The sequence below is a fragment of the Streptomyces sp. NPDC029164 genome (assembly GCF_055563995.1).
The window spans coordinates 1-25227 of record NZ_JBVHWW010000050.1; the positions used below are offsets into that span (position 1 = coordinate 1).

Genomic DNA, 25227 nt, shown 5'->3' on the forward strand with positions numbered 1-25227 from the left:
CCCCCCCCCCCCCCCCTCCTCCCCCCCCCCCCCCCCCCCCCCCCCCCCCCCCCCCTCCCCCCCCCCCCCCACCTCCCCCCCCCCCCCCCCCTCGGCCCCCCCCCCCCCCTCCGGCGTACGCGGTGTGGCCCGGTCAGTCGCCGACCTTCTTGGCCGCGCCGAAGGCGGCGAAGCCGCCGAGCCCGAGGAAGACGAAGGACATGAAGTCCGCGCTCTCCTTCCACAGGTCGTTCAGGCCGCCGACGCCGACCTCGCTGAGGACCTCGCCCACGCCGACGTTGCCGTAGTCGGCGATCGCCAGCGCGATGAAGAAGACCTGGCCGAGGTAGACGGCGCCGATGGAGAGCACCGCGGCGATCCCGGGCAGGATCGCGTTGCGGCCGCCCACCTTGCCGGCGGCGAGACCGACGAGGAAGCCGACGCCGATCGCGGCGTAGCCGATCTCGCGGTCGATGGCGTTCATGATGCCGCCGTACGCGCCCGCCGCGACGAGGGCCGCGACGACGGCCGCGACGATGCCGAGACCGAAGTTGCCGGTGCGGGCCGGGGCGGGGGCGGGCGCCGGGCTGAAGGAGTCGGGCGCGGGCGGCGTGAAGTTCTGGCTCATGCGGGAAATCCCCCCCAGGGATTCGTGGGGCACACGTGTCCTGGGGACGTATGTGCGAGATAAGTGACGCCGCAGGCTAGCAGTCCCGTCGGACATTCACAGGGAGGATTTCCCGGCGGTCAGAGGCGGTGGGCCGCGCCGACCGGGCTGGCGCCGCGCGTGTCCAGCAGCAACTGTGCCTTCACGGCGAGACCTTGCAGGTCGTAGGTGCGGTGGTGCTGGAGCAGGATCGTCAGGTCGGCGTTGGCCGCCGCCTCGTACAACGATTCGGCGCGGGGGACCGGCTGGTCCCGGACCCGCCAGCCCGTGATGTACGGGTCGTGGTAGCTGATCAGCGCCCCCAGGTCGAGCAGGCGGCTGGCGATCTCGCGGGCCGGGGAGCCCTCCTGGTCGGCGAGGTCGGGCTTGTAGGTGACGCCCAGGAGCAGGACGCGGGCGCCGCGGGCCGACTTGCCGTGCTCGTTCAGCAGGGTGGCCGAGCGCTGGATGACGTACTGCGGCATCCGGTTGTTGATCTCCTGGGCCAGGCCGACCATGCGCAGGGGGTGGCCGGGGGTGCGGGTGGTGTGGGGGAGGTAGTTCGGGTCGAGGGGGACGCCGTGGCCGCCGACCCCGGGGCCGGGGCGGAAGGCCTGGAACCCGTACGGCTTGGTCTCGGCGCAGCGGATGACGTCCCACAGGTCGACGCCCAGGTCGTGGCAGAGGACCGCCATCTCGTTCATGAGGGCGATGTTGACGTGCCGGTAGTTCGTTTCGAGGAGCTGGACGGTCTCGGCCTCGCGCAGCCCGCGGGCGCGGACCACCTTCTCGGTGAGACGGGCGTAGAAGGCGTGCGCGGACTCGGTGCAGGCGGGGGTGAGGCCGCCGATCACCTTGGGGGTGTTGGCGATGCCGTGGGTCCGGTTGCCGGGGTCGTGGCGGCTGGGGGAGTAGGCCAGGTGGAAGTCCCGGCCGGCCCGCAGGCCCGAGCCCGCTTCGAGGATCGGGCGCAGGCAGTCCTCGGTGACGCCCGGGTGGACGGCGGATTCGAGGATCACGGTGGTGTGCGGGCGCAGCCGCGCGGCGAGCGCGTGGCCGGCCTCGCCGATGGCGGAGAGGTCCAGTGCGCGGTCGGCGCCGAGCTGGGTGGGGGCACAGATGACTGCCGTGCGGACCCGGCCGAGCTCGGCGGGGTTGGTGGTCACCCGGAAGCCGGCCGCCGACATGCGGCGGATCTCGGCGGCGGTGAGGGTGGAGTCCGTGACCGGACCGCTGTCGTAGCCGACCGTCTCGATCCCGGCGGCTACGGCCGCCTGGGCGAGTGGGAGGCCGAGATGGCCGAGTCCGATGACGGCGAGATCTGCGGGCATGGGGGTGCCGTCCCTTCCCTGACATGAGGGGGCTGCCGCGCAAGTTCTCCAGGGGGCAGGGGAGCTGGCGCAATGTCAGACTAGGCGTATATATGACAGATATGTCGCATTCCGGGGTGAAGGTCATCGTTGTGTTGTCCACAGGCGGTGGCTGATGTGGGTGCGGGCGGTCAGAATCATGAAACGGGGGCATGTGAGCGGGATCTCACCCGCACCAACGGGAGGCAGCCGTGAGGACAGCGACACTGGGGCCGGCGCAGCGGGCCGAGGCCCTGGCCCTGATGGCCGAGCGCGAACTGGACGTGCTGGTGGTGGGCGCGGGCGTGGTGGGCGCCGGCACCGCCCTCGACGCGGTCACCCGGGGCCTGTCGACCGGCCTGGTGGAGGCGCGGGACTGGGCGTCGGGCACCTCCAGCCGGTCCAGCAAGCTGATCCACGGCGGCCTGCGGTACCTGGAGATGCTCGACTTCGCCCTGGTACGGGAGGCGCTCAAGGAGCGCGGCCTGCTGCTGGAGCGGCTCGCCCCCCACCTGGTGAAGCCGGTGCCCTTCCTGTACCCCTTGCAGCACAAGGGCTGGGAGCGGCTGTACGCCGGCTCGGGCGTCGCGCTGTACGACGCGATGTCGGTCTCCAGCGGGCACGGGCGCGGCCTGCCCGTGCACCGGCACCTGTCGCGCAAGCGCGCCCTGCGGGTGGCTCCGGCGCTGCGCAAGGACGCGCTGGTGGGGGCCCTGCAGTACTACGACGCCCAGATGGACGACGCGCGGTACGTCACCACCCTGGTGCGCACGGCCACGGCGTACGGCGCGCACTGCGCCAACCGGGCGAGGGTGATCGGCTTCCTGCGCGAGGGCGAACGGGTGGTCGGCGCGCAAGTGCGGGACGTGGAGGGCGGCGGTCAGTACGCCATCCGCGCGAAGCAGGTGGTCAACGCGACGGGGGTGTGGACGGACGACACCCAGGCGCTGATCGGGGAGCGCGGGCAGTTCCACGTACGGGCCTCGAAGGGCATCCACCTGGTCGTGCCGAAGGACCGGATCCATTCCAGCACCGGGCTGATCCTGCGGACCGAGAAGTCGGTGCTGTTCGTCATCCCGTGGGGGCGGCACTGGATCGTGGGGACCACGGACACCGACTGGGACCTGGACAAGGCCCACCCGGCGGCGTCCAGCGCGGACATCGACTACCTGCTGGAGCACGTGAACTCGGTGCTGGCCGTGCCGCTGACACGCGATGACGTCCAGGGCGTGTACGCGGGCCTGCGGCCGCTGCTGGCCGGGGAGTCGGACGCGACGAGCAAGCTCTCGCGCGAGCACACGGTGGCGCACCCGGTGCCGGGGCTGGTGGTGGTGGCGGGCGGCAAGTACACGACGTACCGGGTGATGGCGAAGGACGCCGTCGACGAGGCCGTGCACGGGCTGGACCAGCGGGTGGCGGAGTGCGTGACGGAGGACGTGCCGCTGGTGGGGGCGGAGGGGTACCGGGCGCTGTGGAACGGGCGGGCCAGGATGGCGGCCCGGACGGGGCTTCACGTGGCGCGGGTGGAACACCTGTTGAACCGGTTCGGCTCGCTGACGGAGGAACTGCTGGACCTGATGACCGCCGATCCGGGACTGCGCGAGCCGGTGACCGGGGCGGAGGACTACCTGCGGGCCGAGATCGTGTACGCGGCCTCGCACGAGGGGGCGCGGCACCTGGACGACGTGCTGACGCGGCGGACGCGGATCTCGATCGAGACCTTCGACCGGGGGACGCGGTCGGCGCGGGAGTGCGCGGAGTTGATGGCTCCGGTGCTGGGCTGGGACGAGCAGCAGATCGAGAAGGAAGTGGAACACTACGAGAAGCGGGTGCAGGCGGAGCGGGAGTCGCAGCGCCAGCCGGACGACCAGACGGCGGACGCGGCGCGGCTGGGGGCGCCCGACATCGTTCCGTTGTAACTCCGGAATGCCGGAAGGGGAACCGCGGACCCGGGGGGCCCGTCCGTTGCGGAGTGAGGAACAATGAGGGTTCTGCCGGGGCGGGTTACCGCGGGCCCCGGCCGCCGGGTCGCTCAGCCGCCGGGGCAGGCGGAGCAGTGGCAGGATCGCAGAGGGGACGCATGTCGAAGCCGGAGCACACCGAGTCACCTGCGGGGTCGCCTGCGGCGGCGCCTGACAGTGCGAAGTCTTCGGCTGGCCGCGTGCCTTCCGGGGCGCCTGTGGCGAAGCCTGGCAGGGGGAAGGCCGGGACGCCTGCCGAGTCGCCTGCGGCGAAGCCTGATGCTGCCGGGTCGCCTGCGGCGGGGCCTGATGCTGCCGGGGTGCCGGCGGCGGAGCCTGACGCTGTGAAGGCCGAGCCTTCCGGCGTACCTGCCGAGGCGGCCAAGCCGGGCAGTGAGAAGGCGGAGGCCGGGGGCGCGGCTGCGGCGAAGGCCGAGCCGGAGGACGCGAAGCCCGCGTTGAGCAAGGCCGAGGGCGACCAGCCGGCGGCCGCGAAGCCGAAGCTGAGCAAGGCCGCGCCTGCGGCGAAGGCCGCGCCCGAGCCTGAGGACGCGAAGCCGGCCGCGGCCGAGCCCGAAGACGTGAAGCCCGTGGCTGCCGGGGCCCCGGCTGCGAAGCCGGGGTTGGGGAAGGCCGCGCCCGCCAAGGCGGGCGAAGGGGTCAATCCCGTCGTCGAGAAGGCGGATGCCATGGCGGCCGCCGTCAAGGCCGCGGCGGCGAAGGCGGCCGGGGACGGGCAGGACGAGGGGCGTCTGCTGGCCGGGCGCTACCGGCTGGGTGCCGTGCTCGGCAAGGGCGGGATGGGTACCGTCTGGCGGGCCCAGGACGAGACCCTGGGCCGCACGGTCGCCGTCAAGGAGCTCCGCTTCAGCACCGGGGTCGACGAGGACGAGAAGCGCCGCCTCATCACCCGTACCCTCCGCGAGGCCAAGGCCATTGCCCGGATCCGCAGCGGCGGCGCCGTCACCGTCTACGACGTCGTGGACGAGGACGGCCGGCCGTGGATCGTCATGGAGCTCATCGAGGGCCCCTCGCTCGCCGAGTTCGTACGGGAGAACGGTCCGCTGACGCCCCGTCGCGCCGCCGAGGTCGGCCTCGCCGTGCTCGACGTGCTGCGCGCCGCGCACGGCCAGGGCATCCTGCACCGCGACGTCAAACCCTCCAACGTGCTCATCGCCGGCAACGGCCGTGTCGTCCTCACCGACTTCGGCATCGCGCAGGTCGAGGGCGACCCCTCCGTCACCTCCACCGGCATGCTCGTCGGTGCCCCCTCCTACATCTCCCCCGAGCGTGCCCGCGGCCAGAAGCCCGGCCCGCCCGCCGACATGTGGTCGCTGGGCGGCCTGCTGTACGCCTCCGTCGAGGGAGTACCCCCGTACGACAAGGGGTCCGCGCTCGCCACCCTCACCGCGGTGATGACCGAGCCCGTGGACCCGCCGAAGAACGCCGGCCCGCTGGCCGAGGTCATCTACGGCCTGCTGGTCAAGGACCCCGCGCTGCGGCTCGACGACGCCCGGGCACGGGCCCTGCTCACCGCCGTGATCAACGCGCCCGAGCCGGTGCCGGCCCCCGTGGCCGCCCCGGCCGCCGCCGAGGAGACCCGGCAGATATCGCTCGCGGACGCCAAGGCGGCCGCGGAGAAGGCCGCCGCGGAGAAGGCGGCCGAGAAGGCGGCCGAGAAGGCGGCGAAGAAGGAAGGCGAACGCCGCGAGCGCGAGCAGCGCGAACGCGCCCGCGCCGCACTGAAGTCGGCCCGCAAGGCCGCCACCGTCGCGGCGGCCACGACGGCCGTCTCGGCCGCGGAGCCGCCGAAGGCCAAGCCGTCCCCCGTCGCGGCGCCGCTCACCGACGTCATGCCCCGGCGCACCATCGCGCTCGCGGTAGCCGCCGTGGTCGTGGTGCTGGCGGTGGTCGGCTCGCTGATCGCCTACGCCATGAGCGGTGACGACACGGGCGGCAAGAACGAGGGCAAGGGCGGGCAGCCGAGCGCCTCCACCCCCAACAAGCAGGCTTCCCCGAAGCCCTCGGGGAACACCGGCGATTCGGCCGGCGACAGCAGTGCGGGCACCGGTGCCACAGCCGGTGCCGGCACCGGCACCACCACCGGTACGGGCGGCGAGCCCGGCCAGGGCCAGCAGTCCCCGGCCGCCAGCGCGGGACAGGGTGGCAGCGCGGGCCAGGGCGCCACTTCCGGCGGCGCCGGCGGCGCCGCGCTCCCGGCGGGATACGCCCTGGTGCAGGACTTCGGGTTCCATTTCTCGATGGCGATGCCCGAGGGCTTCAAGCAGATAGACATAGCGGGCGACAACTCCGGCGGCATATACGCCCGCGAAAGCGGCGGTTTCCCGCGGATCCAGGTCGACTACACCAACAAGCCGGGCGACGACGCGCGCCTCGCCTGGACCAACGCGGTCGCCGGTGTGGCCGGCAGCAGCAAGGGATACCGGCAGCTCCGGATCGACCTGGTGGACTACCGGGGCTATCCGACCGTCGCGGACTGGGAGTTCGAGCGGGAGCAGAAGGGGATGAAGGTCCGGGTGCTCAACCGCGGCTTCAAGCTGGACGCGACGCACGGCTACGCCATCATGATCAGCTGCGCCGCCGACCAGTGGGACGGCGCCGAGTGCACCCAGATGCGCAACACCGCTTTCGAGACCTTCCAGCCGCTCGGCTGACCCTGGGACGCGGGCGCCCCCGGCGACGTATCGTGTCAGCGGGGCCATGGGGGGCCCGCCGCACTCGGGGGAGGCGATGTGGAGGAGTACGCGGGCCGGATCCTGGCCGGCCGTTACCGTCTGCCGCTGCCGCCGTCCGACGAGTACGAGCTGGTCGAGACGCGGGCCTTCGACACGCGCAGCGGGCAGGAAGTCCTGGTCCGGCAGGTGCCGTTGCCGGAGGTCGTGGACGCCGAGCTGCTGGACGGGCCGCGGCCCGTCCCGTCGTCGGCGCGCCGCTCGCCCGCCGATCTGCCGGCCGTACGGCGTGCCATCGAGGCGGCGCAGGCGGCGGCCGCGATTCCGGACCATCCCCGGCTGGACCAGGTCTTCGACGTGTTCGCCGAGGGCGAGTCGCTGTGGATAGTGAGCGAACTCGTCCCGGCCAGGCCGCTGGCCGCGCTGATAGCCGATGAACCGCTCAGCCCCTACAGGGCGGCTGAGGTGGCGTCGGACGTCCTGACCGCGCTGCGGGTGCTGCACGCGCACGGCTGGACGCACCGGAACATCACCGTCCGGACCGTGCTGGTGTGCGACGACGGCCGGGTCGTGCTGACGGGCCTGGCGGCCGGCGCGGCGGAGGAGGCCCTGTGCGGCTACGACCCCGTCCCGAGCGCCGCCGACGCCGGCGGCGGAGGGGGCTGGGGTACGGCTCCCGCCCCCGCCCCGAATCCGGCTCCGGGACCGGGGCCCGCCACTCCCTCGGCTCCGGCCCCGACGACCCCGACGGCCGCGACGACCCCGATGCCCGCGCCCGCGCCCCCCGCCCCCGCGCCCGGGCCCGCCCCCGAAGCCTCCGCCGGGTACGCCCCGCTCGTGGCTCCCGGGTACGACACCGGGCCCCGGTACACCGATCACATCACCCCCGGCCGACCGCAGGACCGCCCCGACCTCCAGGCCGCCGCACGGGCCGGGGCCATCGCCGCCTACCGGGCCGGGGCGCGGGCCGCCGCGGCCAAGGCCGGCGAGCAGCGCCAGGCCGATCCCATCGTCGTGCCGGAGCAGCGGCCGCACGGGTCGACCCTCCCGCAGGGGTACTCGTACCCGTACGGCGGCCCGGAGGCGGCCGCACCCGCCCCCTGGCACGGCGCGACCCCCCGCAACCGCCCGGCGCTGCCGGCCCCGCAGGAGCCGGACCCGCAGAATCTGCCGCAGCCACGGGAGTCGCCGGAGCCGGTCCGGCAGGCCCCGGCGGGGCAGGAGCCCCCGGCAGGACCGCAGCCCGGGCCCGGCCCGGAGGCGCACCGCCGGGCCGAAGCCCCGGCGCCGCCGCCCGCGCTGCCCGCCCAACTCGCCCTGCCGCAGGGCTACCACCAGGCCGAAGCCCCGGACCGGCCGGCCCGGGCTCCCGCGCCGGCCGCAGCGCCCGCGGACCCGGACCATCCGCAGCCGGACCGTCCCGGTGCCGGTGCCGGTCCCGGTCTCGCCCCCGCCGCGGGCGGCTGGGCCGGGCCCCGCACCGGGCTGGACGCCGAGCGGGCGCGCCAGACGCGCATGGCCGTCGTCGGCGCCGTCACCGAGCGCTGGGCTCCCGAACAGGCCGGTCCCGTCCTCGGACACTGGCAGCTGGCGCCACCCGTCGGGCCCGCCACCGACCTCTGGGCGCTCGGCGCCCTGCTGTACCGCGCGGTGCAGGGCCACGCCCCGTACCCCGAGGACAGCGTCGCCGAGCTCGTCGACATGGTCTGCGCCGAACCGCCCGCCTTCGCCGAGGAGTGCGGGGCGCTGCGCCCGGTCGTGGAGTCGCTGCTGCGTCAGGACCCGACCGAGCGGCCCGACTTCGAGGAGCTCCGCGGCTGGCTGCGCTCGCTCGTACGGTCCGCCCCCGAGCCGGACGCCGGGTTCGGGGTGCTCCCGATGCCGGAGCCGGATCCCGCGCGGCTGCCCGTCGTACGCCGTCGCGGCGAGGTCCACGGGAGGCACCGCAATCCCGCGGCCGCCCGCAAGCCGCGCGCCCTCGGCCGGACCCTGCTCGTCGGGATCCTCGTCCTGCTGGCCGGTGCCGTGGCGTACGCGATGCTGTTCATGCCCCGCTCCGGCGCTCCGGAGCCACAGGGCGACGCCCGGGGGAGCACCGCGCGGCCGTCGTCGAAGCCGAGCCCCTCGCAGGTGCCCACCGGTACGCCCGAGTCCAAGCCCGCGCCGCAGACCACCGCGCCCGCCTCGTCATCGGCCGCCCCCGCTTCCGCCCCGCCCGGCTACACCACGCAGCAGGACCCGGAGCACTTCGAGATCGCCGTCCCCGAGGGATGGGAGCGGCGCGGGATCAACGAGGCGGGGCAGGTGCGGTACACGAACGGGCCGTTCGTGCTGACGGTGGTCCCCGGCCGGGACAAGGTCCAGGGCAATCCCGACCCGGCGGCATACCAGAAGGACAAGGAGCCGGAGCTGACCCCGTACCGGACGTCCACCTGGTCGACCGTCGGGGACGTCAAGACCACCAAGGTGGGTCAGCAGCTCCAGGCCACGGGCCGGTACACGTGGATCGACGGGACCGGCCGCAACGTCTTCGCCCGCAACTTCGTCGTCGCGCTGGGCGGCAGCTATCACGTCGTCCTGGTCACGGGACCGGAGGACGAGCAGTCCAAGGTCACCGAGGTCTTCGAAAAGGCCACGGCGAGTTACAAGTCGGGCGGATGAGCGGATACTGACGACGGATCAGTACGGCGATTGCGTCACAGTGCCGTCTTTCGGCGGCCGGGCGGTTCCGGCAGCCCCCGTGGGCTCCGTAATCTGGCCTGAAGTGCAGAGAGCGGCGGGATTTCGTGGAACAGCAGACAGGTGGGGGCGCCGTGCTGGCGGGCCGGTACCGGCTCGTCGAGCCGATCGGCCGGGGCGGCATGGGCAAAGTGTGGCGCGCGCATGACGAGCTGCTCCACAGGACCGTCGCGGTCAAGGAACTGACGGCGGGTCTGTACGTCGCCCAGGCGGACCGCGACGTCATGCACGCCCGGACGCAGAAGGAGGCCCGGGCCGCGGCCCGGATCCAGCATCCGGCGGTGGTCGTCGTCCACGACGTGCTGGAGCACGACGACCGGCCGTGGATCGTCATGGAGTACATCGACGGCCCCTCCCTCGCGGAGGCGGCCAAGGCGGCCGGGCGGATCGAGCCCCGCGAGGCGGCCCGGATCGGGCTGCACGTGCTGGGCGCGCTGCGCGCCGCGCACGCGGTCGGTGTACTGCACCGGGACGTGAAGCCGGGCAACGTGCTGCTGGCCAAGGACGGCCGGGTGCTGCTCACGGACTTCGGGATCGCGGCGATCGAGGGCGACTCCTCGATCACGCGGACCGGTGAGATCGTCGGCTCCATCGACTACCTGGCTCCCGAGCGGGTCACCGGTGGGATCCCCGACCCGTCCTCCGACCTGTGGTCGCTGGGCGCCACCCTCTACACGGCGGTGGAGGCCCGCTCGCCGTTCCGCCGTACGTCGCCCATCTCCAGCCTGCAGGCCGTGGTGAACGACGAGCCGCCGGCGCTGCGCCAGGCCGGGGCCCTGGGGCCGGTGATCACGGCCCTGCTGCGCAAGGACCCGGTGCAGCGGCCCACGGCCGACGAGGCCGAGCGGATGCTGCTGGAGGCGATGGAGGGCCGGGCGCCGAAGGCGGCGCAGGCGTACGTGCCGACGCGCGCGGTGACCCAGGACGAACTGGCCCCGGTGCAGGAACCGTTCGCCGGGCAGGCCGCGCCTGCCGCGCCGGCGGAGCGCGGGCACCCGGCCCCGCAGACGACCTCGCAGACGGCCCCGCTGCCGGAACCCGCCGAGACCGCGCCGGTACCCGCACCCGAGGATCCGGGGAACGGCTGGCTCAAGCGGGCCGCGGGCATCGCCCTGGTGGCGGCGCTGCTCGGCGGCGGCGGTGTGTTCGGGGTGCTCAAGTACACCGGTGACTCCGGGAACGGCGGGGGAGCGGACAAGAACGTCAGCGCCCCCGAGGTGAAGGACGGGAACGGCAAGCCGCAGGCGGCGGCCCCGCCGGCCGGCTACAACAAGGTCACCGACCCCCTCGTCGGCTTCACCCTGTTCGTCCCGGAGGGCTGGACGCGCAAGGCCAACGGCGACCAGATCGACTACACCCCGGACGACGGGAAGCACTTCATCCGGATCGCCGCCGACTCCACCCCGGACTACCAGGACCCGTACGCGCACCTGCTCGACCTGGAGAAGCAGGTGGCGAAGCGGACCGACTACAAGAAGGTGCGGCTGAACCAGAACACCTTCCGGGACAGCACCCGGGCGGCGCTCTGGGACTTCAGCTGGACGGAGAAGCAGAACCACCCGGGTCCGCGCAGGGCCAAGGAGCAGATGTACGTCGCCCCGGACGGCACGGAGTACGCCATCTACATGTCGAGCCCGGTCACCGACTGGGCCACGACCGAGCAGCAGTTCGACATCGTGCTCAGCGGCTGGGAGCCGCCCGCCGCGAAGCCCTGATTCCGTCATCCTGCCAGCGATCACTGGCGGAAATGACAAAATCCGGTTACCGGCGGGTACCCAAAGGCTGTCCGGCGCAATACGCTCACCGGCATGACGGACTCGCAGGCCCCGGCCCCCCTCCGCACCGCACCGGAACCCACCAACCCGGTCGCCCCGGCCCCGGCCGGTGCCCGCACCGCCGCCGACGTGGTGACCCCCGACCTGGTCGCCCGGCTGACCCGCGGAGTGCTCGGCTCCGGGCGCACCGCCAACCACACCCCCTTCACCGGGGACCGGCTGGCGGAACTCCCCGAGGCCACCCCCGAGGACGTGGCCGAGGCCTTCGAGCGGGCCCGCGCCGCCCAGCCCGCCTGGGCGGCCGTCCCCGTCGCCAAGCGGGCGGCCGTGCTCCTGCGCTTCCACGACCTGGTCCTGGACCGGCAGGCCGAGGTCCTCGACCTGATCCAGCTGGAGACCGGCAAGGCCCGCCTGCACGCCCACGAGGAGGTCCAGGCGGTCGCCGTCTCGGCCCGCCACTACGGCCGCAAGGCCCCCGGGTACCTGCGCCCCAAGGGCCACACGGGCGCCATGCCCACCCTCACCAAGGTCACCGAGCTGCGCCAGCCCCGCGGGGTCGTCGGCCAGATCGCCCCCTGGAACTACCCCCTGGAGCTGTCGGTCGGCGACGCCCTGCCCGCCTTCGTGGCGGGCAACGCCCTCGTCATGAAGCCCGACACCGAGACCGCCCTGACCGCCCTGTGGGCCCGCGACCTGCTCATCGAGGCCGGGCTGCCCGCCGAGGTCTTCCAGATCGTCCTCGGCGAGGGCCCGGTCGTCGGCCCCGAGGTGGTCCGGCACGCCGACTACGTCTCCTTCACCGGCTCCACCCGCACCGGCCGCGAGGTCGCCCGGGGCGCGGCCGACCGCCTCGTCGGGGTCTCCCTCGAACTCGGCGGGAAGAACGCCATGCTCGTCCTGCACGACGCCGACGTGGAGAAGGCCGCCGCGGGCGCCGTCCGCGCCTGCTTCTCCTCCGCCGGCCAGCTCTGCATCTCCATCGAGCGGCTCTACGTCCACGCCTCGATCGCCGACGCGTTCGTCGAGCGGTTCGCCGCCCGCACCAAGGCCATGCGGCTCGGCAGCTCGCTGGCCTACGGCGCCGACATGGGCTCCCTGGTCGGCGAGCGCCAGCTGGAGACCGTACAGCGGCACGTGGACGAGGCCGTCGCCAAGGGCGCCACCCTCGTGGCCGGCGGCACCGCCCGCCCCGACATCGGCCCGCTCTTCTACGAGCCCACCATCCTCGACGGCGTCGAGGCGCCGATGGCGGTCTGCGGCGAGGAGACCTTCGGCCCGGTCGTCTCGATCTACCGCTTCACCGACGAGGACCAGGCCATCGCCGAGGCCAACGCCACCGCCTACGGCCTGAACTCCAGCGTCTGGACCAAGGATGCCCGCCGCGGCCACTCCGTCGCCGCCCGCCTGCGCACCGGCACCGTCAACATCAACGAGGGCTACGCCCCCGCCTACGGCAGCGCCCAGGCGCCCATGGGCGGCATGAAGGACTCCGGCCTCGGCCGCCGCCACGGCTCCGAGGGCATCCTCAAGTACACCGAGGCCCAGACCGTCGCCCACCAGCGGCTGCTCCCCATGGCGCCCTCGCTGGGCATGGACGACGAGAAGTACGCGGCGTTCATGACCCGCAGCCTCAAGATCATGAAGGCCCTCCGACTGCGCTAAGGGGTATCCGTGTCGCACGACGACGCATCCGACGCCGCATACGACTACGACGTCATCGTCATCGGATCGGGCTTCGGCGGCTCGGTCTCGGCCCTGCGCCTGACCGAGAAGGGCTACCGGGTCGGCGTCCTGGAGGCAGGGCGCCGCTTCACCCGCGAGAGCCTGCCGAAGAACAGCTGGGACCTGCGGAACTACCTGTGGGCCCCGGCCCTCGGGCTGTACGGGATCCAGCGGATCCACCTGCTCGGCAACGTCATGGTCCTCGCGGGCGCCGGCGTGGGCGGCGGCTCGCTCAACTACGCCAACACCCTCTACGTGCCGCCCACCGCCTTCTTCGAGGACCGGCAGTGGGCGTCCATCACCGACTGGCGCGACGAACTCGCCCCGTACTACGACCAGGCCCAGCGGATGCTCGGGGTGCGCCTCAACCCGACCATGACCCCCTCCGACGTCCACCTCAAGGCCGCCGCCGAGCAGATGGGCGTGGCCGACTCCTTCCACATGGCCCCGGTCGGCGTCTTCTTCGGAGACGGTGACGACGCCGAGGGGCACACGAAGGCCCGTCCCGGCCAGGAGGTCCCCGACCCGTACTTCGGCGGCGCCGGCCCGGCCCGCAAGGCCTGCACCGAATGCGGCGAGTGCATGACCGGCTGCCGGCACGGCGCGAAGAACACCCTCAACGAGAACTACCTGCACCTCGCCGAGCGCGCCGGCGCCGTCATCCACCCCATGACGACCGTCACCGCCCTGGCCGACCACCCCGAGGGCGGCTACCGCGTCCGCACGGTCCCCACCGACGGCCGCCGCCGCGGGAAGGCCAAGGTGCTCCGCGCCCGGTACGTGGTCGTCGCGGCGGGCACGTACGGCACGCAGACCCTGCTGCACACGATGAAGGACCGCGGGGAGCTCCCGCGCCTGTCCGAGCGGCTCGGGGAACTGACCCGGACCAACTCCGAGGGCCTGGTCGGCGCGCAGACCGACGACCGCCGCTACCGCAGACGGCACGGCGACGGCCCCGGCAAGGCGCGGCGGGCCGACTTCACCCGGGGCGTGGCGATCACCTCCTCCGTGCACCCCAACGCCGACACCCACATCGAGCCGGTCCGCTACGGCAAGGGCTCCAACGCCATGGGGTTCATGACCATCCTCCAGGTCCCCCACAGCAGGCACCGGGTCCGCGCCTGGCTGGCCCGGACCGCGAAGCACCCCGTGCAGCTGGCCCGTTCGCTGTCCAACCGGCGATGGTCGGAGCGGACCATCATCGGCCTGGTCATGCAGTCCCTGGACAACTCCCTGACCACGTACCGCAAGCCGGGCGGGATCGGGAAGGGCCTGCTCACCGCCCGCCAGGGCCACGGCGCCCCCAACCCGGTGCAGATCGCGGAGGCCACCCAGGCCGCGACCCTGCTGGCCGAGGAGATCAACGGCTTCCCGGGCAGCAACATCGGCGAGCTGATGGGGACCCCGCTGACCGCGCACTTCCTCGGCGGCTGCCCGATCGGGGCGTCGGCGCAGGAGGGCGTGGTGGATCCGTACCACCGGCTCTACGGGCACCCGGGCATCTCGGTGGTGGACGGCTCGGCCGTCTCGGCGAACCTCGGGGTCAATCCGTCGCTGACGATCACGGCACAAGCGGAACGGGCGATGTCGTACTGGCCGAACAAGGGCGAGCAGGATCCGCGGCCCGGACAAGGGGCGGCGTACGTCCGCCTGGAGGCGGTGGAGCCGGCCCGTCCGGCGGTCCCGAAGGAGGCCTTCGGCGCGCTGCGCCTGCCGTTCCTGGCGGTTCCCGAGATCCCGCCGCGCCGGTCATGACAGCGGCGGGTACCGCGCTCCCCCTCCGAGCGCGGTACCCGCCGCGGTACATAGGTGACAGATGTTCAGCCTTGATGGTTGTACCGGAATCTGTCAGGCCGGTCTGTGGCGTCGATCACACAGTGAAGTGTGCAACTGCGACTGATCTTCGTCAGTCAACGGCTGCATGAGAAAGCGCATCTCCTTGCTGGCTGTCTGCGGCCTCGCGGCCGTGGCGCTGGCCACCACTCCCGCACACGCCGCGGACCCCGAATTCCGGCTGGCCGGCCCGGCCGAGACCGGCCTGCGCCCCCACCCCGGCGCCGGCGGCCAGCCGCAGAAGACCTCGGTCGGGTTCCGGGTCCTCAACACCACCGACAAGACCTTCGACCGCCAGAGCACCTTCACGATCGACCTGACCCCGCTCAAGGGCGTCGCCGACGTCACGCTCGCCGAGCACCAGAGCACGGACTGCACGCTCACCGCCACGGCCGTCACCTGCAAGCGCTGGGCGCTGTGGACGGGCGACTCCACCGTCGTGGACCTGAAGCTCAGCGCGGCCAAGGACAGCACGGTCGGCGCGACCGCGGACCTCACGCTGACCGGCAAGGCCGAGGGGGCCACCTTCAAGGCCGCCACCACCAAGGTCCGGGTCGGCGGCCCCGACCTGGTGCTGGAGCCCGCCGCGCTCAAGGCGGAGCAGAAGCCGGGCGACAAGCAGGACCTGCCGGTCATCTTCGCCAACAAGGGCACGGAGCCCGTCCGGGGCGTGGTGCTCGAAGTGCGCACCACGCACGGCATCGGCCTGGTGGAGCGGTACGACAACTGCTCCTACTCCGAGGACACGGGCAGGGACCGGCCGTGGAACACGGGCTGGACCACGGCGCAGTGCCTGCTCGAAGGCGAGTACCTGCCGGGCAAGGTCTACGGGGTCGAGGGCGCGCTGACCCTCAAGGCCGCTCCGCACGCCTTCGTCGACGCGGTGACCTACGCGGTGTACGCGAACGGCGACCAGCCGAAGGCCGACAAGCTCCGCAAGCCGGCCGCCGGCAAGCAGCTGACCCTGAAGGAGCGGGCGCCCAAGGCCTCCGCGCAGGTGGTGGACCTCGACCCCTGGAACAACTTCCAGGAGTTCGACTTCGCGACGCGCAACACCGCCGACCTCGTGGCCACGCCCGTGTCCCTCAAGGGCAAGGCCGGCGAGACGGTGCGGGCCGAGTTCGGCTTCCGCAACAACGGCCCGGCGTGGGTGGCCCACCTGCGTTCCGGTGAGGACGTCGCCCGCACGGACATCGTGATCCCGGCGGGCGCGAGGGTCACCAAGGTGCCGGAGCGCTGCCAGGGGGTCAACGCCGACGGCACCCACCGCGAGCAGACCCTGGGCGCGCCCCGCTACTTCTGCTCCACCGGTCACGTCGTGGGGGAGAAGGAGAACTTCGCCTACCCGTTCGAGCTGAAGATCGAGACGGTCGTCGAGGACGCCAAGGGCTCCGTCTCGGTCGGCCAGTGGACGCCGGGCGGCACCCAGCCCCAGCGGTGGGACCCGAACCACGCCAACAACAAGGCGACCCTCGTGATCAACGCGAAGGGCGGCGGTGCCTCGCCGAGCCCGACGCCCACGGCCTCGGCGACCCCGAGCGCCTCGGCCACCCCGACCGCGACCGCGAGCGCTTCGGCTGCCCCGGGCAGCGGCACCGGCGCGAAGGCGAACGGCAACCTGGCCTCCACCGGCACCTCGGCCGAGACGGTCGCCTTCGGCGGCGCGGCGCTGGTGGCCGCGGGCGGCGCACTGGTCCTGGCGTTCCGGCGCAAGGCCGCCGGGCGCGCGTAACCGCGTACGAAGAAGAACGGCCGGCCCGGGGCGTCCCCAGGGCCGGCCGTCCTCCAAGGGGTGACCGGGCTGCTGTCCCCTGCCGTCCGGTCACGCGAAGGAGCGAGGTCCCACGACGCACGCTCCACGGGGCGTACGTCTCATCGCTCCGGCGGAGCCACGCGTGGTGATGCGGTTCCACGGCTGGCTGCCGCGGTCATCCTCACCAACGAAGCGCCCTGGGGGCGGTCACGGCCCGGACGGGTGACGAACAGCCGTCACACGCGGCCCCGGCAGAGCTCCAGCAGGGTCATGGCGAGGGCGGTGCCGGGCTTTCCGAGAGCATCGCTCCAATGCGAGAGCACCTCCATCTCGCGGGTCAGGTGCACCCGGCGTCCGCCCGACGCGATCCGGGCGTCCTGGATGACCGTCGAGACGGCCATCCGCTCCTGGATCAGCCCGATGATCCGGTCGTCGATGGCGTCGATGCGCGTCCGGGAATCGGCGATCAGCTGCTCGGGGGTGGTGGCGATCGTGGTCATGGTCTTCTCTCCTGTCGGGTGGGGCCCGCAGGTCCGGAGAAACGCCAGAGCGCCCCGGTCCTGTCGGACCGGGGCGCTCTGGGAAGTCAGCGGCTCAAGCGAGCATCACGAGGACCCATGGCGACCGGACCGGCCGGTGCCATAGGTAAAGAGGAAGCTCAGCTGCTTGCGCATGGAACGGATTATTGCCCTTCCGTCCCGCTCCACGCCAACCCGATTCGGATGGTGAGACGAAGAGGGGCTGACGTCCCCCGTTAGAATCGACAAAACAGCCACCTCTTCCGCCGGAAGGCCGCCCCGTGCCAGAAGCACCCTCCGCCGCCCACGACAGCGCCCCGGACACGGTTCTCGTCGTCGACTTCGGCGCCCAGTACGCCCAGCTCATCGCCCGCCGCGTCCGCGAGGCACGGGTCTACAGCGAGATCGTGCCGAGCTCGATGCCCGTCGACGAGATGCTGGCCAAGAATCCCAAGGCGATCATCCTCTCCGGCGGCCCGTCCTCCGTGTACGAGGAGGGCGCCCCGCAGCTCGACCGCGCGATCTTCGAGGCCGGTGTCCCCGTCTTCGGCATGTGCTACGGCTTCCAGCTGATGGCGGTCACCCTCGGCGGCCAGGTCGACAACACCGGTGCCCGTGAGTACGGCCGCACCCCGCTGGCCGTCTCCAAGGCCGGCTCCACCCTCTTCGAGGGCACCCCCGAGAACCAGTCGGTGTGGATGTCCCACGGCGACGCCTGCTCCGGCGCCCCCGAGGGCTTCCACGTCACCGCGTCGACGAACGTCGTCCCGGTCGCGGCCTTCGAGAACGACGAGAAGAAGCTGTACGGCGTGCAGTACCACCCCGAGGTGATGCACTCCACGCACGGCCAGCAGATCCTGGAGCACTTCCTCTACCGCGGCGCCGGCCTCGCCCCCACCTGGACCACCGGCAACATCGTCGAGGAGCAGGTCGCGGCCATCCGCGAGCAGGTCGGCGACAAGCGCGCCATCTGCGGCCTCTCCGGCGGCGTGGACTCGGCGGTCGCCGCGGCCCTCGTGCAGAAGGCCATCGGCAAGCAGCTCACCTGCGTGTACGTCGACCACGGTCTGATGCGCAAGGGCGAGACCGAGCAGGTCGAGAAGGACTTCGTCGCCGCCACCGGTGTGCAGCTGAAGGTCGTCGACGCGCAGGAACGCTTCCTGAACGCGCTCGCCGGCGTCTCCGACCCGGAGACCAAGCGCAAGATCATCGGCCGCGAGTTCATCCGCGTCTTCGAGCAGGCACAGCTGGAGATCCTCCAGGAGGAGGGCCCCGCGGTCGCCTTCCTCGTCCAGGGCACCCTGTACCCGGACGTGGTCGAGTCCGGCGGCGGCACCGGCACCGCGAACATCAAGTCCCACCACAACGTCGGCGGGCTCCCCGACGACATCGAGTTCGAGCTCGTCGAGCCGCTGCGCCAGCTGTTCAAGGACGAGGTCCGGATGGTCGGCCAGGAGCTCGGCCTGCCGGACGAGATCGTCCAGCGCCAGCCCTTCCCGGGCCCCGGCCTCGGCATCCGCATCGTCGGCGAGGTCACCAAGGAGCGCCTGGACCTGCTGCGCGAGGCCGACGCCATCGCCCGCCACGAGCTCACCGCGGCCGGCCTGGACCGCGAGATCTGGCAGTGCCCGGTCGTGCTGCTCGCGGACGTCCGCAGCGTCGGCGTCCAAGGCGACGGCCGCACCTACGGCCACCCGATCGTGCTGCGCCCCGTGTCCTCCGAGGACGCGATGACCGCGGACTGGACGCGCATGCCGTACGAGGTCCTCGCGCGGATCTCCACCCGCATCACCAACGAGGTGCCGGAGGTGAACCGGGTGGTCCTCGACTGCACGAGCAAGCCCCCGGGCACCATCGAGTGGGAGTAGTCCCCACCACCGCCTGAACCGAAGCCGCCGCTCCCTCCGGAGCGGCGGCTTCGTCATATGTATGGCCACTTCGCGGGGGCGCCGGTACTTTGCGCCGCGACCCGAAGGCGACCGTAGGCGAACCCAGGCGAACGTAAGGAGGGCCCCATGCCGGACCGGCCGGTACCCGTGCCCGTGGAGCGGCTCGGTTTCGAGATGCCGCCCGTGCACGCCACCGTCGAGGGGGCGCGCGCCCACCGCAAGGAGCGGCTCGCCGGGGCGCTGCGGCTGCTGGGCCGGCTGGGGTACGAGGACGGGGTGGCCGGGCAGATCACCGCGCGGGATCCGGAGTTCGAGGACTGCTACTGGGTGAACCCGTTCGGGCAGCCCTTCGCCGCGCTCACCGCCGGCGACCTGCTGCTGGTGGACGGGGACGGGCGGGTGGTCCGCGGGGAGCGCCGGGTCAACGAACTGGCCTTCGCCGTGCACGCGGCGGTCCACCGGGAGCGCCCCGAGGTGGTGTCCGTGGTCCGCGCGCAGGCCCCGTACGGCCGCGCCCTCGCGGCGCTGGGCGAGCTGCTGGCCCCGATCACCGAGGAGGCCTGTGCGTTCTACGAGGACCACGCGCTGCTGGACGAGTACGCGGGGGCCGAGTCGGCCGGCCGGATCGCGCTCGCGCTGGGCCCGTACAAGGCGCTGATCCTGCGCAACCGGGGGCTGCTGACGGTCGGGGACTCGGTGGACGCGGCCACGTGGTGGTTCATCGCGGCGGAGCGGGCCGCGCAGGTGCAGCTGATCGCGCGGGCGGCCGGGAAGCCGGTGCTCATCGACCACCGGGCCGCGGTCGCCACCCGGGGGCGGTTCGGGTCCGATCTGGCCGCGTGGGTGAGCTGTCAGCCGCTGCTCCGCGAGGGGGACACGCCGGTGGCGTCAACATCATGAACCGTTAATCACCTGCTCTGACATCGTGCGCAATCCGGAGCACTGCCGCAGTGGTGCACAATTCGCTGGCATCGCACCGTAGTTCAGAGAGGCGGCACGTTCGTGGCTGTCCAAGAGATGTCCAGAGGTATCCATACCACGGCCTGCACCTGCGAGGAGTGCGCACGTGAGGGCCACCGCCGCGCGGTCGCCGCGTTCTTGGAGAAGCGCGACGAGTTCGCCTCCGGGCTGGGCGTGCCCGCCGCCGTGGCCCACTCGCTCGGCGCCTCCCGCCAGTGGGTCTCCGACGAGCTGACCCTGTCGGCCCGTACCGTCGCCGACCGGGGCCGGGAGGCCGGGAACTCCTGGCTGTACCTGTTCTCGCGGCGGGCCGTCCTCGCCGTGTGGATCGCCGCGGGGGTGCTGCTGGTGGTCCAGGTCGCCGCCGCGCTCGGCACCGGCTGGTCCACGGCGCGCACCGCCGGGCTGCTGGCGGCCGTGGTGCTGGCCGGGCTGCTCACGGTCGCCGCCCGCGCCCAGTCGGTGCGCGGCGGGCTGCTGGCCCCGCTGGTCGGTGAGGACAACCGGCTCTCCACGTCCAAGACGGTGCCCACCGCCTGGGTGGTGCTGACGGCGTTCGCCACGCTGCTGCCCGCGCTGCGGCTGGCCGCTTCGGCGCCGGGGCCCGAGCGGCAGGCGCTGTACGCGGGCCTCGCGCTGGACCGGGCGCTGCCGCTGCTGGCGGTGGTGTCGCTGACCTCGGGGGTGGCGGTGCTCGTACGCCGGGTGGTGTCCGTACGGATCATGGGCCAGCGGCTGCAGAAGCTGCCGGCGGACCGGCCGCGCGGAGTGGACCTGCTGACGGACGACGCGGGCCGCGGGAGCTTCCCGGACGCGCAGTACGTGCTCGTCTCGACGGTGGTGCTGGTCTACGCGGCGGCTTCGCTGGCCCGCTTCCCGGACCGGCTGCCGCAGCTGCCCTGGGCGCTGGCCCTGCTGGTGGCGCTGTCGGCGGCGGTGTACCTGGCGGCGAAGTACGCGGAGGGCACCCGCCCGCTCGTGCTGTCGGTGGTGCGCAGACGGGAGCCCGGGGATCTGGACGCGGCCGTCCGCCCCGGGGACGACATCGAGATCCGGGGCGTGGGCTTCGTGCCGCCCGGGGCACAGACGCCGGAGATGCTGGCCCGGCTGGTGGTGCGGATCGGGGCGGTGCACGTGCACGTGCCGCTGGTCCCGGTGCCGGGCGGGTTCACCAACCCCTCCGACACCGTGCTGACGGTGCCGGTCCCGGCGGAAGTGGAACCTGGCCGCATCGAGATTCAGGTGGTCACGGCCGCAGGAGTGGAATCCAACCGCTGCACCGTCGACGTTGCCGAGTGATCGGGGTACACATGTTCCGTGACCCGAACCGATGTTCTTGAAGCCGAAGCCCCTCGTGACACGGTGGGCCTGCGCGAGCTGGCGTCCCGGCACGCGCTGCTGCCCCTGCGGATCTTCCTGGGCGTGACCTTCGTCTACGCGGGGCTGGACAAACTGACCGACTCCGCGTTCCTCTCCGCCAGCGGTGACGGATCCATCGGCGATCTGATGCGCGGGGTGCGCGACACCTCCGCCGTCCCCGCCCTGGTGGACCTGTCGCTGAACTCTCCCGTTGGCTTCGCCGTGGCCCTGGCCATCGGGGAGATCCTGGTGGGCCTCGGGACCCTGGTCGGACTGCTGACCCGAGTCGCGGCCCTCGGCGGAGCGCTGATCGCGCTCAGCCTGTGGCTCACGGTGTCGTGGGCGGTGACCCCGTACTACTACGGCAACGACCTCGTCTACCTGATGGCCTGGATCCCGCTGATCCTCGCCGGGGCCCCCTACCTGTCCCTGGACTCCGTGATCCGCTCGCGCCTGTCCCGGCGTACGGCGTAGGTCACCATCCCGACCAGGGCGGCGAACGAGAGACCGCCCAAGGTCATCGGGACGACGAGGAACCACGGCAGATCGGCCTCGCCGCCCGCGTCGAGGAGGTACAGCACGCCCGCGGCGATGAGGACCAGCCCCGCGAGGAGCCGTCCGGGCTGGAACTCATGACGCCGCACGGGCCACCTCCACCTGTCCGACACCCGTGTTCAGGTGCAGCTCGATCGTTCCCCCGGCTTCGGTGCCGGCGGCGGGCGGCAGCGTCGCCCGCTGGTGTTCGCCACCGCTGCGGATCCGTACGTCCCGGCTCGTCTCCCCGGGCATGTGGATGTCGCCCAGCCGGACCGAGACGTCGGCCTCGGCCGTCACCTCGCGCGGCAGGATCACCTTGAGCTGCCCCGCGTCGAGGGAGGCGCGCACCGGGACGGTCGTGCCCTTCGGCACGTCCAGGCGGCTCAGGTCCAGGACGGCGAGCCCGGTGCCCGCCCGGTACGAGGGCCGTACGTCGGCCACCGCGGCGGGCCGCCATTCGGTCCGCCGCCAGTCGGTGCCGATCTCGCTCGGCAGCGCCGAGGCCACGGCGAGGAGCCCGGCGGTGACGACCGCGAGCAGGATGGTGCCGAAGCCGGTGCGGCCCTTGACCGAGCTGACGGCGAGGCCCAGGCCGAAGACGGCCAGCGCGCCGGCGAGCCCGACCTGCAGGGCGTGGCCGAGGGTGCTGCCCTCCCACACCGAGGCGGTGGAGACGAGCCCGGCCAGCAGGGCCAGTACGAACACCCGGCCGCCGATCCCGCCACGCGGGCGGGGCGCCGCCGGGACGGTCTGGGGAGCCGCCGCGGCGACCGGGCCCGGTACGCCGGCGACGGCGTCGTCGTCCGGTCCCCACAGGTAGCCGGTCGACCCGACGGGGCCGGTGGTGCCGTCCTTGACGAGCGGGTCCCGCCACCACGACGGCCCGCCGGGCGTCGGCGGGGCCTGGGTCTCGGGCGTCGGCGGGCGGTGGCCCGCCGCGTCCTCCGCCTTCGGCGGGACGGTGTGCCGGTGCCGCTGCGACCAGTACGCCGCCCCGCCGAGGGCGAGGGCGGCCAGCACCGAGAAGACCGCCAGCCCGCCGTTGTCCAGCATCGACAGGAACAGCGCGCAGCCCACCAGGGCGGCGAACACCGCGGCCAGCGTGGCGCCTTCGACCCGGCCGGTCAGCAGCTTCTTCGCCTCGCTGTCCTCCTCGCCCTCCTGGGGGAGCAGCAGCCACGCGAAGCCGTAGAAGATCAGGCCGACGCCGCCGGTGACCGCGAGGACACCGAGGACGATGCGGAAGATCACCGGGTCCAGGTCGAAGTACCGGCCCAGGCCGCCGCACACGCCCGCGAGGACCTTGTCGCGCTTGCTGCGGCGCAGGGGCGGCCGGACGTCGGCTGCCGGTGGACCCCCGGCAGCCGCCGCCGGGGCTTCGTGTACTTCGGTCATGGGTCCATGGTGACGGGCCGCGGTGGCGTGCGGCACCGGGCCCTACCCTGGCGCAACCCTGATATCCCCCGTACAGAAGTGGGGGGATGCCCTGATGCCGGGCCGCGGCCGCGCGTGTGACCCTTGGTGACATGCCCGTAGCCGCCGCTCCTCGTACCCCGCACGCACCGGACGTCGACGAACCACCGCACCGCAAGCTCTACCGCAGCGCGGACGGCCGGATGCTCGGCGGCGTCGCGCGCGGTCTCGCGGGGCACCTCGGGCTGCCCGTGATCTGGGTCCGGCTGGCGTTCCTCGGCCTGTTCATGTGGGGCGACGGGCTGGGCGTGCTGCTGTACGCCGCGTTCTGGGTCTTCGTACCGCTCGGCGTCGGCGGCCGCAGCGGGCACCGCTCCTTCTTCGAGACGCTCCCCGACGGCAGCCGCCGCCTGCGCAAGCCCGACCGCGGGCAGATCGCCGCCCTGATCGCCCTGTCCGTCGGCGCCGGCATCTTCATCTCGAAGGTCCAGGACGGCGGCGCCTCCGGCCGGTACGTGTGGCCGACGCTGCTGGTCGGGGCCGGTGTGGTCCTCGTATGGCGGCAGGCCGACAACGCCCGCCGCGCCCACTGGACCACGGCCGCCGGGCGGCACGGGCGTCTGTTCCAGGTGGCCCGCGCGCTCGCCGGAGTCGCCCTCGTCGGTGTGGGCCTGACCGTCTTCATCGTCGTACGGGGCTCCGCGGCGCAGCTCGGCAACGTCCTCACCGCCACCCTCGCCGTCCTCGTCGGCGTCGCCCTGCTCGCCGGACCCTGGCTGATCCGGATGACCCAGGACCTCTCCGAGGAACGCCTGATGCGCATCCGCGCCCAGGAGCGTGCCGAGGTCGCAGCCCACGTACACGACTCGGTGCTGCACACCCTCACCCTGATCCAGCGCAACGCGGAGGACGCCGGCGAGGTGCGCCGGCTCGCGCGGGCGCAGGAACGGGAGCTGCGGAACTGGCTCTACAAGCCCGAGGGCACCGGCAAGGAGGAGGCGGAGGAGCCCGCCACCCTGGCGGAAGCCGTGAAGAAGACCGCCGCCGAGGTGGAGGACCACCACGGCGTCCCCATCGAGGTCGTCGTCGTCGGCGACTGCCCGCTCGACGAGAGGCTGGCGGCACAGATCCAGGCCGCGCGCGAGGCGATGGTCAATGCCGCCAAGTACGGTGGCGAGGGCGGGCCCGTGCAGGTGTACGCGGAGGTGGAGGGGCGGACGGTCTTCGTGTCCGTACGGGACCGGGGACCGGGGTTCGACATCGACGCGGTACCGGACGACCGCATGGGCGTACGAGAATCGATCATCGGCCGGATGCAGCGCAACGGCGGGACCGCGCGGCTGCGGTCCGCGCCCGACGGCGGCACGGAAGTCGAGCTGGAGATGGAGAGGGCGGCGAACGCAGGATGACCGAGGACAGCGCTGTGACGGAGACCAGGAGGGTCCGGGTGGTCCTCGTCGACGACCACCGGATGTTCCGCACCGGAGTGCAGGCCGAGATCGGCGAGACCGCGCGGACGGGGGTCGAGGTCGTCGGCGAGGCCGCCGACGTCGACCAGGCCGTCACCGTCATCACCGCCACCCGGCCCGAGGTGGTCCTGCTCGACGTGCACCTGCCCGGCGGCGGCGGGGTCGAGGTGCTGCGGCGCTGCGCCCCGCTGATGGCGGCGGCCGAGAACCCGGTGCGGTTCCTCGCGCTGTCGGTGTCCGACGCGGCCGAGGACGTCATCGGCGTCATCCGGGGCGGCGCGCGCGGGTACGTCACCAAGACCATCACCGGCACCGACCTGGTGGACTCGGTCTTCCGCGTGCAGGACGGGGACGCGGTGTTCTCGCCGCGGCTGGCGGGCTTCGTGCTCGACGCGTTCGCCTCGACGGACGCGCCGCCGGTGGACGAGGACCTGGACCGGCTCACCCAGCGCGAGCGCGAGGTGCTGCGGCTGATCGCGCGCGGGTACGCGTACAAGGAGATCGCCAAACAGCTCTTCATCTCGGTGAAGACGGTGGAATCGCACGTCTCGGCCGTGCTCCGCAAGCTCCAGCTGTCCAACCGCCACGAGCTGACCCGCTGGGCGACGGCCCGCCGGCTGGTGTGACGCAGG

General features: G+C 73.0%; 18 protein-coding genes. 13 read left to right on the top strand and 5 right to left on the bottom strand.

Annotation, left to right across the window (positions count from 1 at the left end):
* Positions 1-133 precede the first annotated feature (133 nt).
* Together ACZ4VT_RS33940 and ACZ4VT_RS33945 are read right to left on the bottom strand one after the other, a co-directional pair.
* Complete coding sequence (locus tag ACZ4VT_RS33940) at positions 134-607, bottom strand: hypothetical protein (RefSeq protein WP_467955245.1); 474 nt, start codon at positions 605-607, stop codon at positions 134-136.
* A gap of 119 nt (positions 608-726) precedes the next feature.
* On the bottom strand, positions 727-1956 hold the full coding sequence (locus ACZ4VT_RS33945; RefSeq protein ID WP_467955246.1) for a nucleotide sugar dehydrogenase: 1230 nt from the start codon (positions 1954-1956) through the stop codon (positions 727-729).
* 230 nt (positions 1957-2186) lie between these two features.
* On the opposite strand from ACZ4VT_RS33945, the gene ACZ4VT_RS33950 reads away from it, so the two are divergent.
* From ACZ4VT_RS33950 to ACZ4VT_RS33980, 7 genes are all read left to right on the top strand, one after another.
* Complete coding sequence (locus ACZ4VT_RS33950) at positions 2187-3893, top strand: glycerol-3-phosphate dehydrogenase/oxidase (RefSeq protein ID WP_467955247.1); 1707 nt, start codon at positions 2187-2189, stop codon at positions 3891-3893.
* 386 nt (positions 3894-4279) lie between these two features.
* The gene (locus ACZ4VT_RS33955; RefSeq protein ID WP_467955248.1) at positions 4280-6610 is read left to right on the top strand and encodes a serine/threonine-protein kinase; all 2331 of its coding nucleotides are present in this window, start codon (positions 4280-4282) and stop codon (positions 6608-6610) included.
* A 78-nt stretch (positions 6611-6688) separates the two neighbouring features.
* Positions 6689-9289 carry a protein kinase gene (locus tag ACZ4VT_RS33960; RefSeq protein ID WP_467955249.1) on the top strand — a complete coding sequence of 867 codons (2601 nt, stop codon included), beginning with the start codon at positions 6689-6691 and terminating at the stop codon, positions 9287-9289.
* Between the two features lie 125 nt (positions 9290-9414).
* A complete protein-coding gene (locus tag ACZ4VT_RS33965) occupies positions 9415-11082 on the top strand; it encodes a serine/threonine-protein kinase (RefSeq protein WP_467955250.1) in 1668 nt (555 codons plus the stop codon).
* Between the two features lie 93 nt (positions 11083-11175).
* The gene (locus ACZ4VT_RS33970; RefSeq protein ID WP_362800635.1) at positions 11176-12804 is read left to right on the top strand and encodes a succinic semialdehyde dehydrogenase; all 1629 of its coding nucleotides are present in this window, start codon (positions 11176-11178) and stop codon (positions 12802-12804) included.
* 9 nt (positions 12805-12813) lie between these two features.
* A complete protein-coding gene (locus ACZ4VT_RS33975) occupies positions 12814-14619 on the top strand; it encodes a GMC oxidoreductase (protein WP_467955251.1) in 1806 nt (601 codons plus the stop codon).
* Positions 14620-14785: 166 nt separating this feature from the next.
* Positions 14786-16429 (top strand): LPXTG cell wall anchor domain-containing protein, encoded by a 1644-nt coding sequence (locus tag ACZ4VT_RS33980; RefSeq protein WP_467955252.1) that lies wholly within the window; start codon positions 14786-14788, stop codon positions 16427-16429.
* A 257-nt stretch (positions 16430-16686) separates the two neighbouring features.
* On the opposite strand, the gene ACZ4VT_RS33985 is transcribed toward ACZ4VT_RS33980, so the two are convergent.
* On the bottom strand, positions 16687-16950 hold the full coding sequence (locus ACZ4VT_RS33985) for a chorismate mutase (protein ID WP_467955253.1): 264 nt from the start codon (positions 16948-16950) through the stop codon (positions 16687-16689).
* 299 nt (positions 16951-17249) lie between these two features.
* On the opposite strand from ACZ4VT_RS33985, the gene guaA reads away from it, so the two are divergent.
* The 4 genes from guaA to ACZ4VT_RS34005 all read left to right on the top strand — a co-directional run bounded on the left by guaA (position 17250) and on the right by ACZ4VT_RS34005 (position 21650).
* Entirely contained in the window at positions 17250-18836 is a 1587-nt protein-coding gene (guaA, locus tag ACZ4VT_RS33990) for a glutamine-hydrolyzing GMP synthase (RefSeq protein WP_467955254.1), read from the top strand.
* Positions 18837-18983: 147 nt separating this feature from the next.
* On the top strand, positions 18984-19757 hold the full coding sequence (locus ACZ4VT_RS33995; RefSeq protein ID WP_467955255.1) for a class II aldolase/adducin family protein: 774 nt from the start codon (positions 18984-18986) through the stop codon (positions 19755-19757).
* 102 nt (positions 19758-19859) lie between these two features.
* Entirely contained in the window at positions 19860-21116 is a 1257-nt protein-coding gene (locus ACZ4VT_RS34000) for a hypothetical protein (protein WP_467955256.1), read from the top strand.
* Positions 21117-21134: 18 nt separating this feature from the next.
* The gene (locus ACZ4VT_RS34005) at positions 21135-21650 is read left to right on the top strand and encodes a DoxX family membrane protein (protein WP_351293403.1); all 516 of its coding nucleotides are present in this window, start codon (positions 21135-21137) and stop codon (positions 21648-21650) included.
* Here ACZ4VT_RS34005 and ACZ4VT_RS34010 read toward each other — a convergent pair.
* Both ACZ4VT_RS34010 and ACZ4VT_RS34015 read right to left on the bottom strand, forming a co-directional pair.
* Positions 21596-21820, bottom strand: coding sequence for a hypothetical protein (locus ACZ4VT_RS34010; RefSeq protein ID WP_467955257.1), 225 nt, complete (start codon positions 21818-21820; stop codon positions 21596-21598). The genes ACZ4VT_RS34005 and ACZ4VT_RS34010 overlap by 55 nt on opposite strands.
* Positions 21807-23108 carry a PspC domain-containing protein gene (locus ACZ4VT_RS34015; protein WP_467955258.1) on the bottom strand — a complete coding sequence of 434 codons (1302 nt, stop codon included), beginning with the start codon at positions 23106-23108 and terminating at the stop codon, positions 21807-21809. The genes ACZ4VT_RS34010 and ACZ4VT_RS34015 overlap by 14 nt, the downstream gene beginning before the upstream one ends.
* A gap of 131 nt (positions 23109-23239) precedes the next feature.
* On the opposite strand from ACZ4VT_RS34015, the gene ACZ4VT_RS34020 reads away from it, so the two are divergent.
* Together ACZ4VT_RS34020 and ACZ4VT_RS34025 are read left to right on the top strand one after the other, a co-directional pair.
* Positions 23240-24535, top strand: a complete 1296-nt coding sequence (locus ACZ4VT_RS34020; RefSeq protein WP_467955259.1) for an ATP-binding protein — start codon at positions 23240-23242, stop codon at positions 24533-24535.
* Entirely contained in the window at positions 24532-25221 is a 690-nt protein-coding gene (locus ACZ4VT_RS34025) for a LuxR C-terminal-related transcriptional regulator (RefSeq protein ID WP_388831290.1), read from the top strand. Before ACZ4VT_RS34020 ends, ACZ4VT_RS34025 begins: the two co-directional genes overlap by 4 nt.
* Positions 25222-25227 lie beyond the last annotated feature (6 nt).

Coding starts and splice junctions, on each gene's coding strand:
- ACZ4VT_RS33970 (WP_362800635.1), top strand. CDS start 11,176: ATGACGGACTCGCAGGCCCCGGCCCCCCTCCGCACCGCACCGGAACCC.
- ACZ4VT_RS33980 (WP_467955252.1), top strand. CDS start 14,786: ATGAGAAAGCGCATCTCCTTGCTGGCTGTCTGCGGCCTCGCGGCCGTG.
- ACZ4VT_RS33985 (WP_467955253.1), bottom strand. CDS start 16,950: ATGACCACGATCGCCACCACCCCCGAGCAGCTGATCGCCGATTCCCGG.
- ACZ4VT_RS34020 (WP_467955259.1), top strand. CDS start 23,240: ATGCCCGTAGCCGCCGCTCCTCGTACCCCGCACGCACCGGACGTCGAC.
- ACZ4VT_RS33945 (WP_467955246.1), bottom strand. CDS start 1,956: ATGCCCGCAGATCTCGCCGTCATCGGACTCGGCCATCTCGGCCTCCCA.
- ACZ4VT_RS33995 (WP_467955255.1), top strand. CDS start 18,984: ATGCCGGACCGGCCGGTACCCGTGCCCGTGGAGCGGCTCGGTTTCGAG.
- ACZ4VT_RS33940 (WP_467955245.1), bottom strand. CDS start 607: ATGAGCCAGAACTTCACGCCGCCCGCGCCCGACTCCTTCAGCCCGGCG.
- ACZ4VT_RS34025 (WP_388831290.1), top strand. CDS start 24,532: ATGACCGAGGACAGCGCTGTGACGGAGACCAGGAGGGTCCGGGTGGTC.
- ACZ4VT_RS34015 (WP_467955258.1), bottom strand. CDS start 23,108: ATGACCGAAGTACACGAAGCCCCGGCGGCGGCTGCCGGGGGTCCACCG.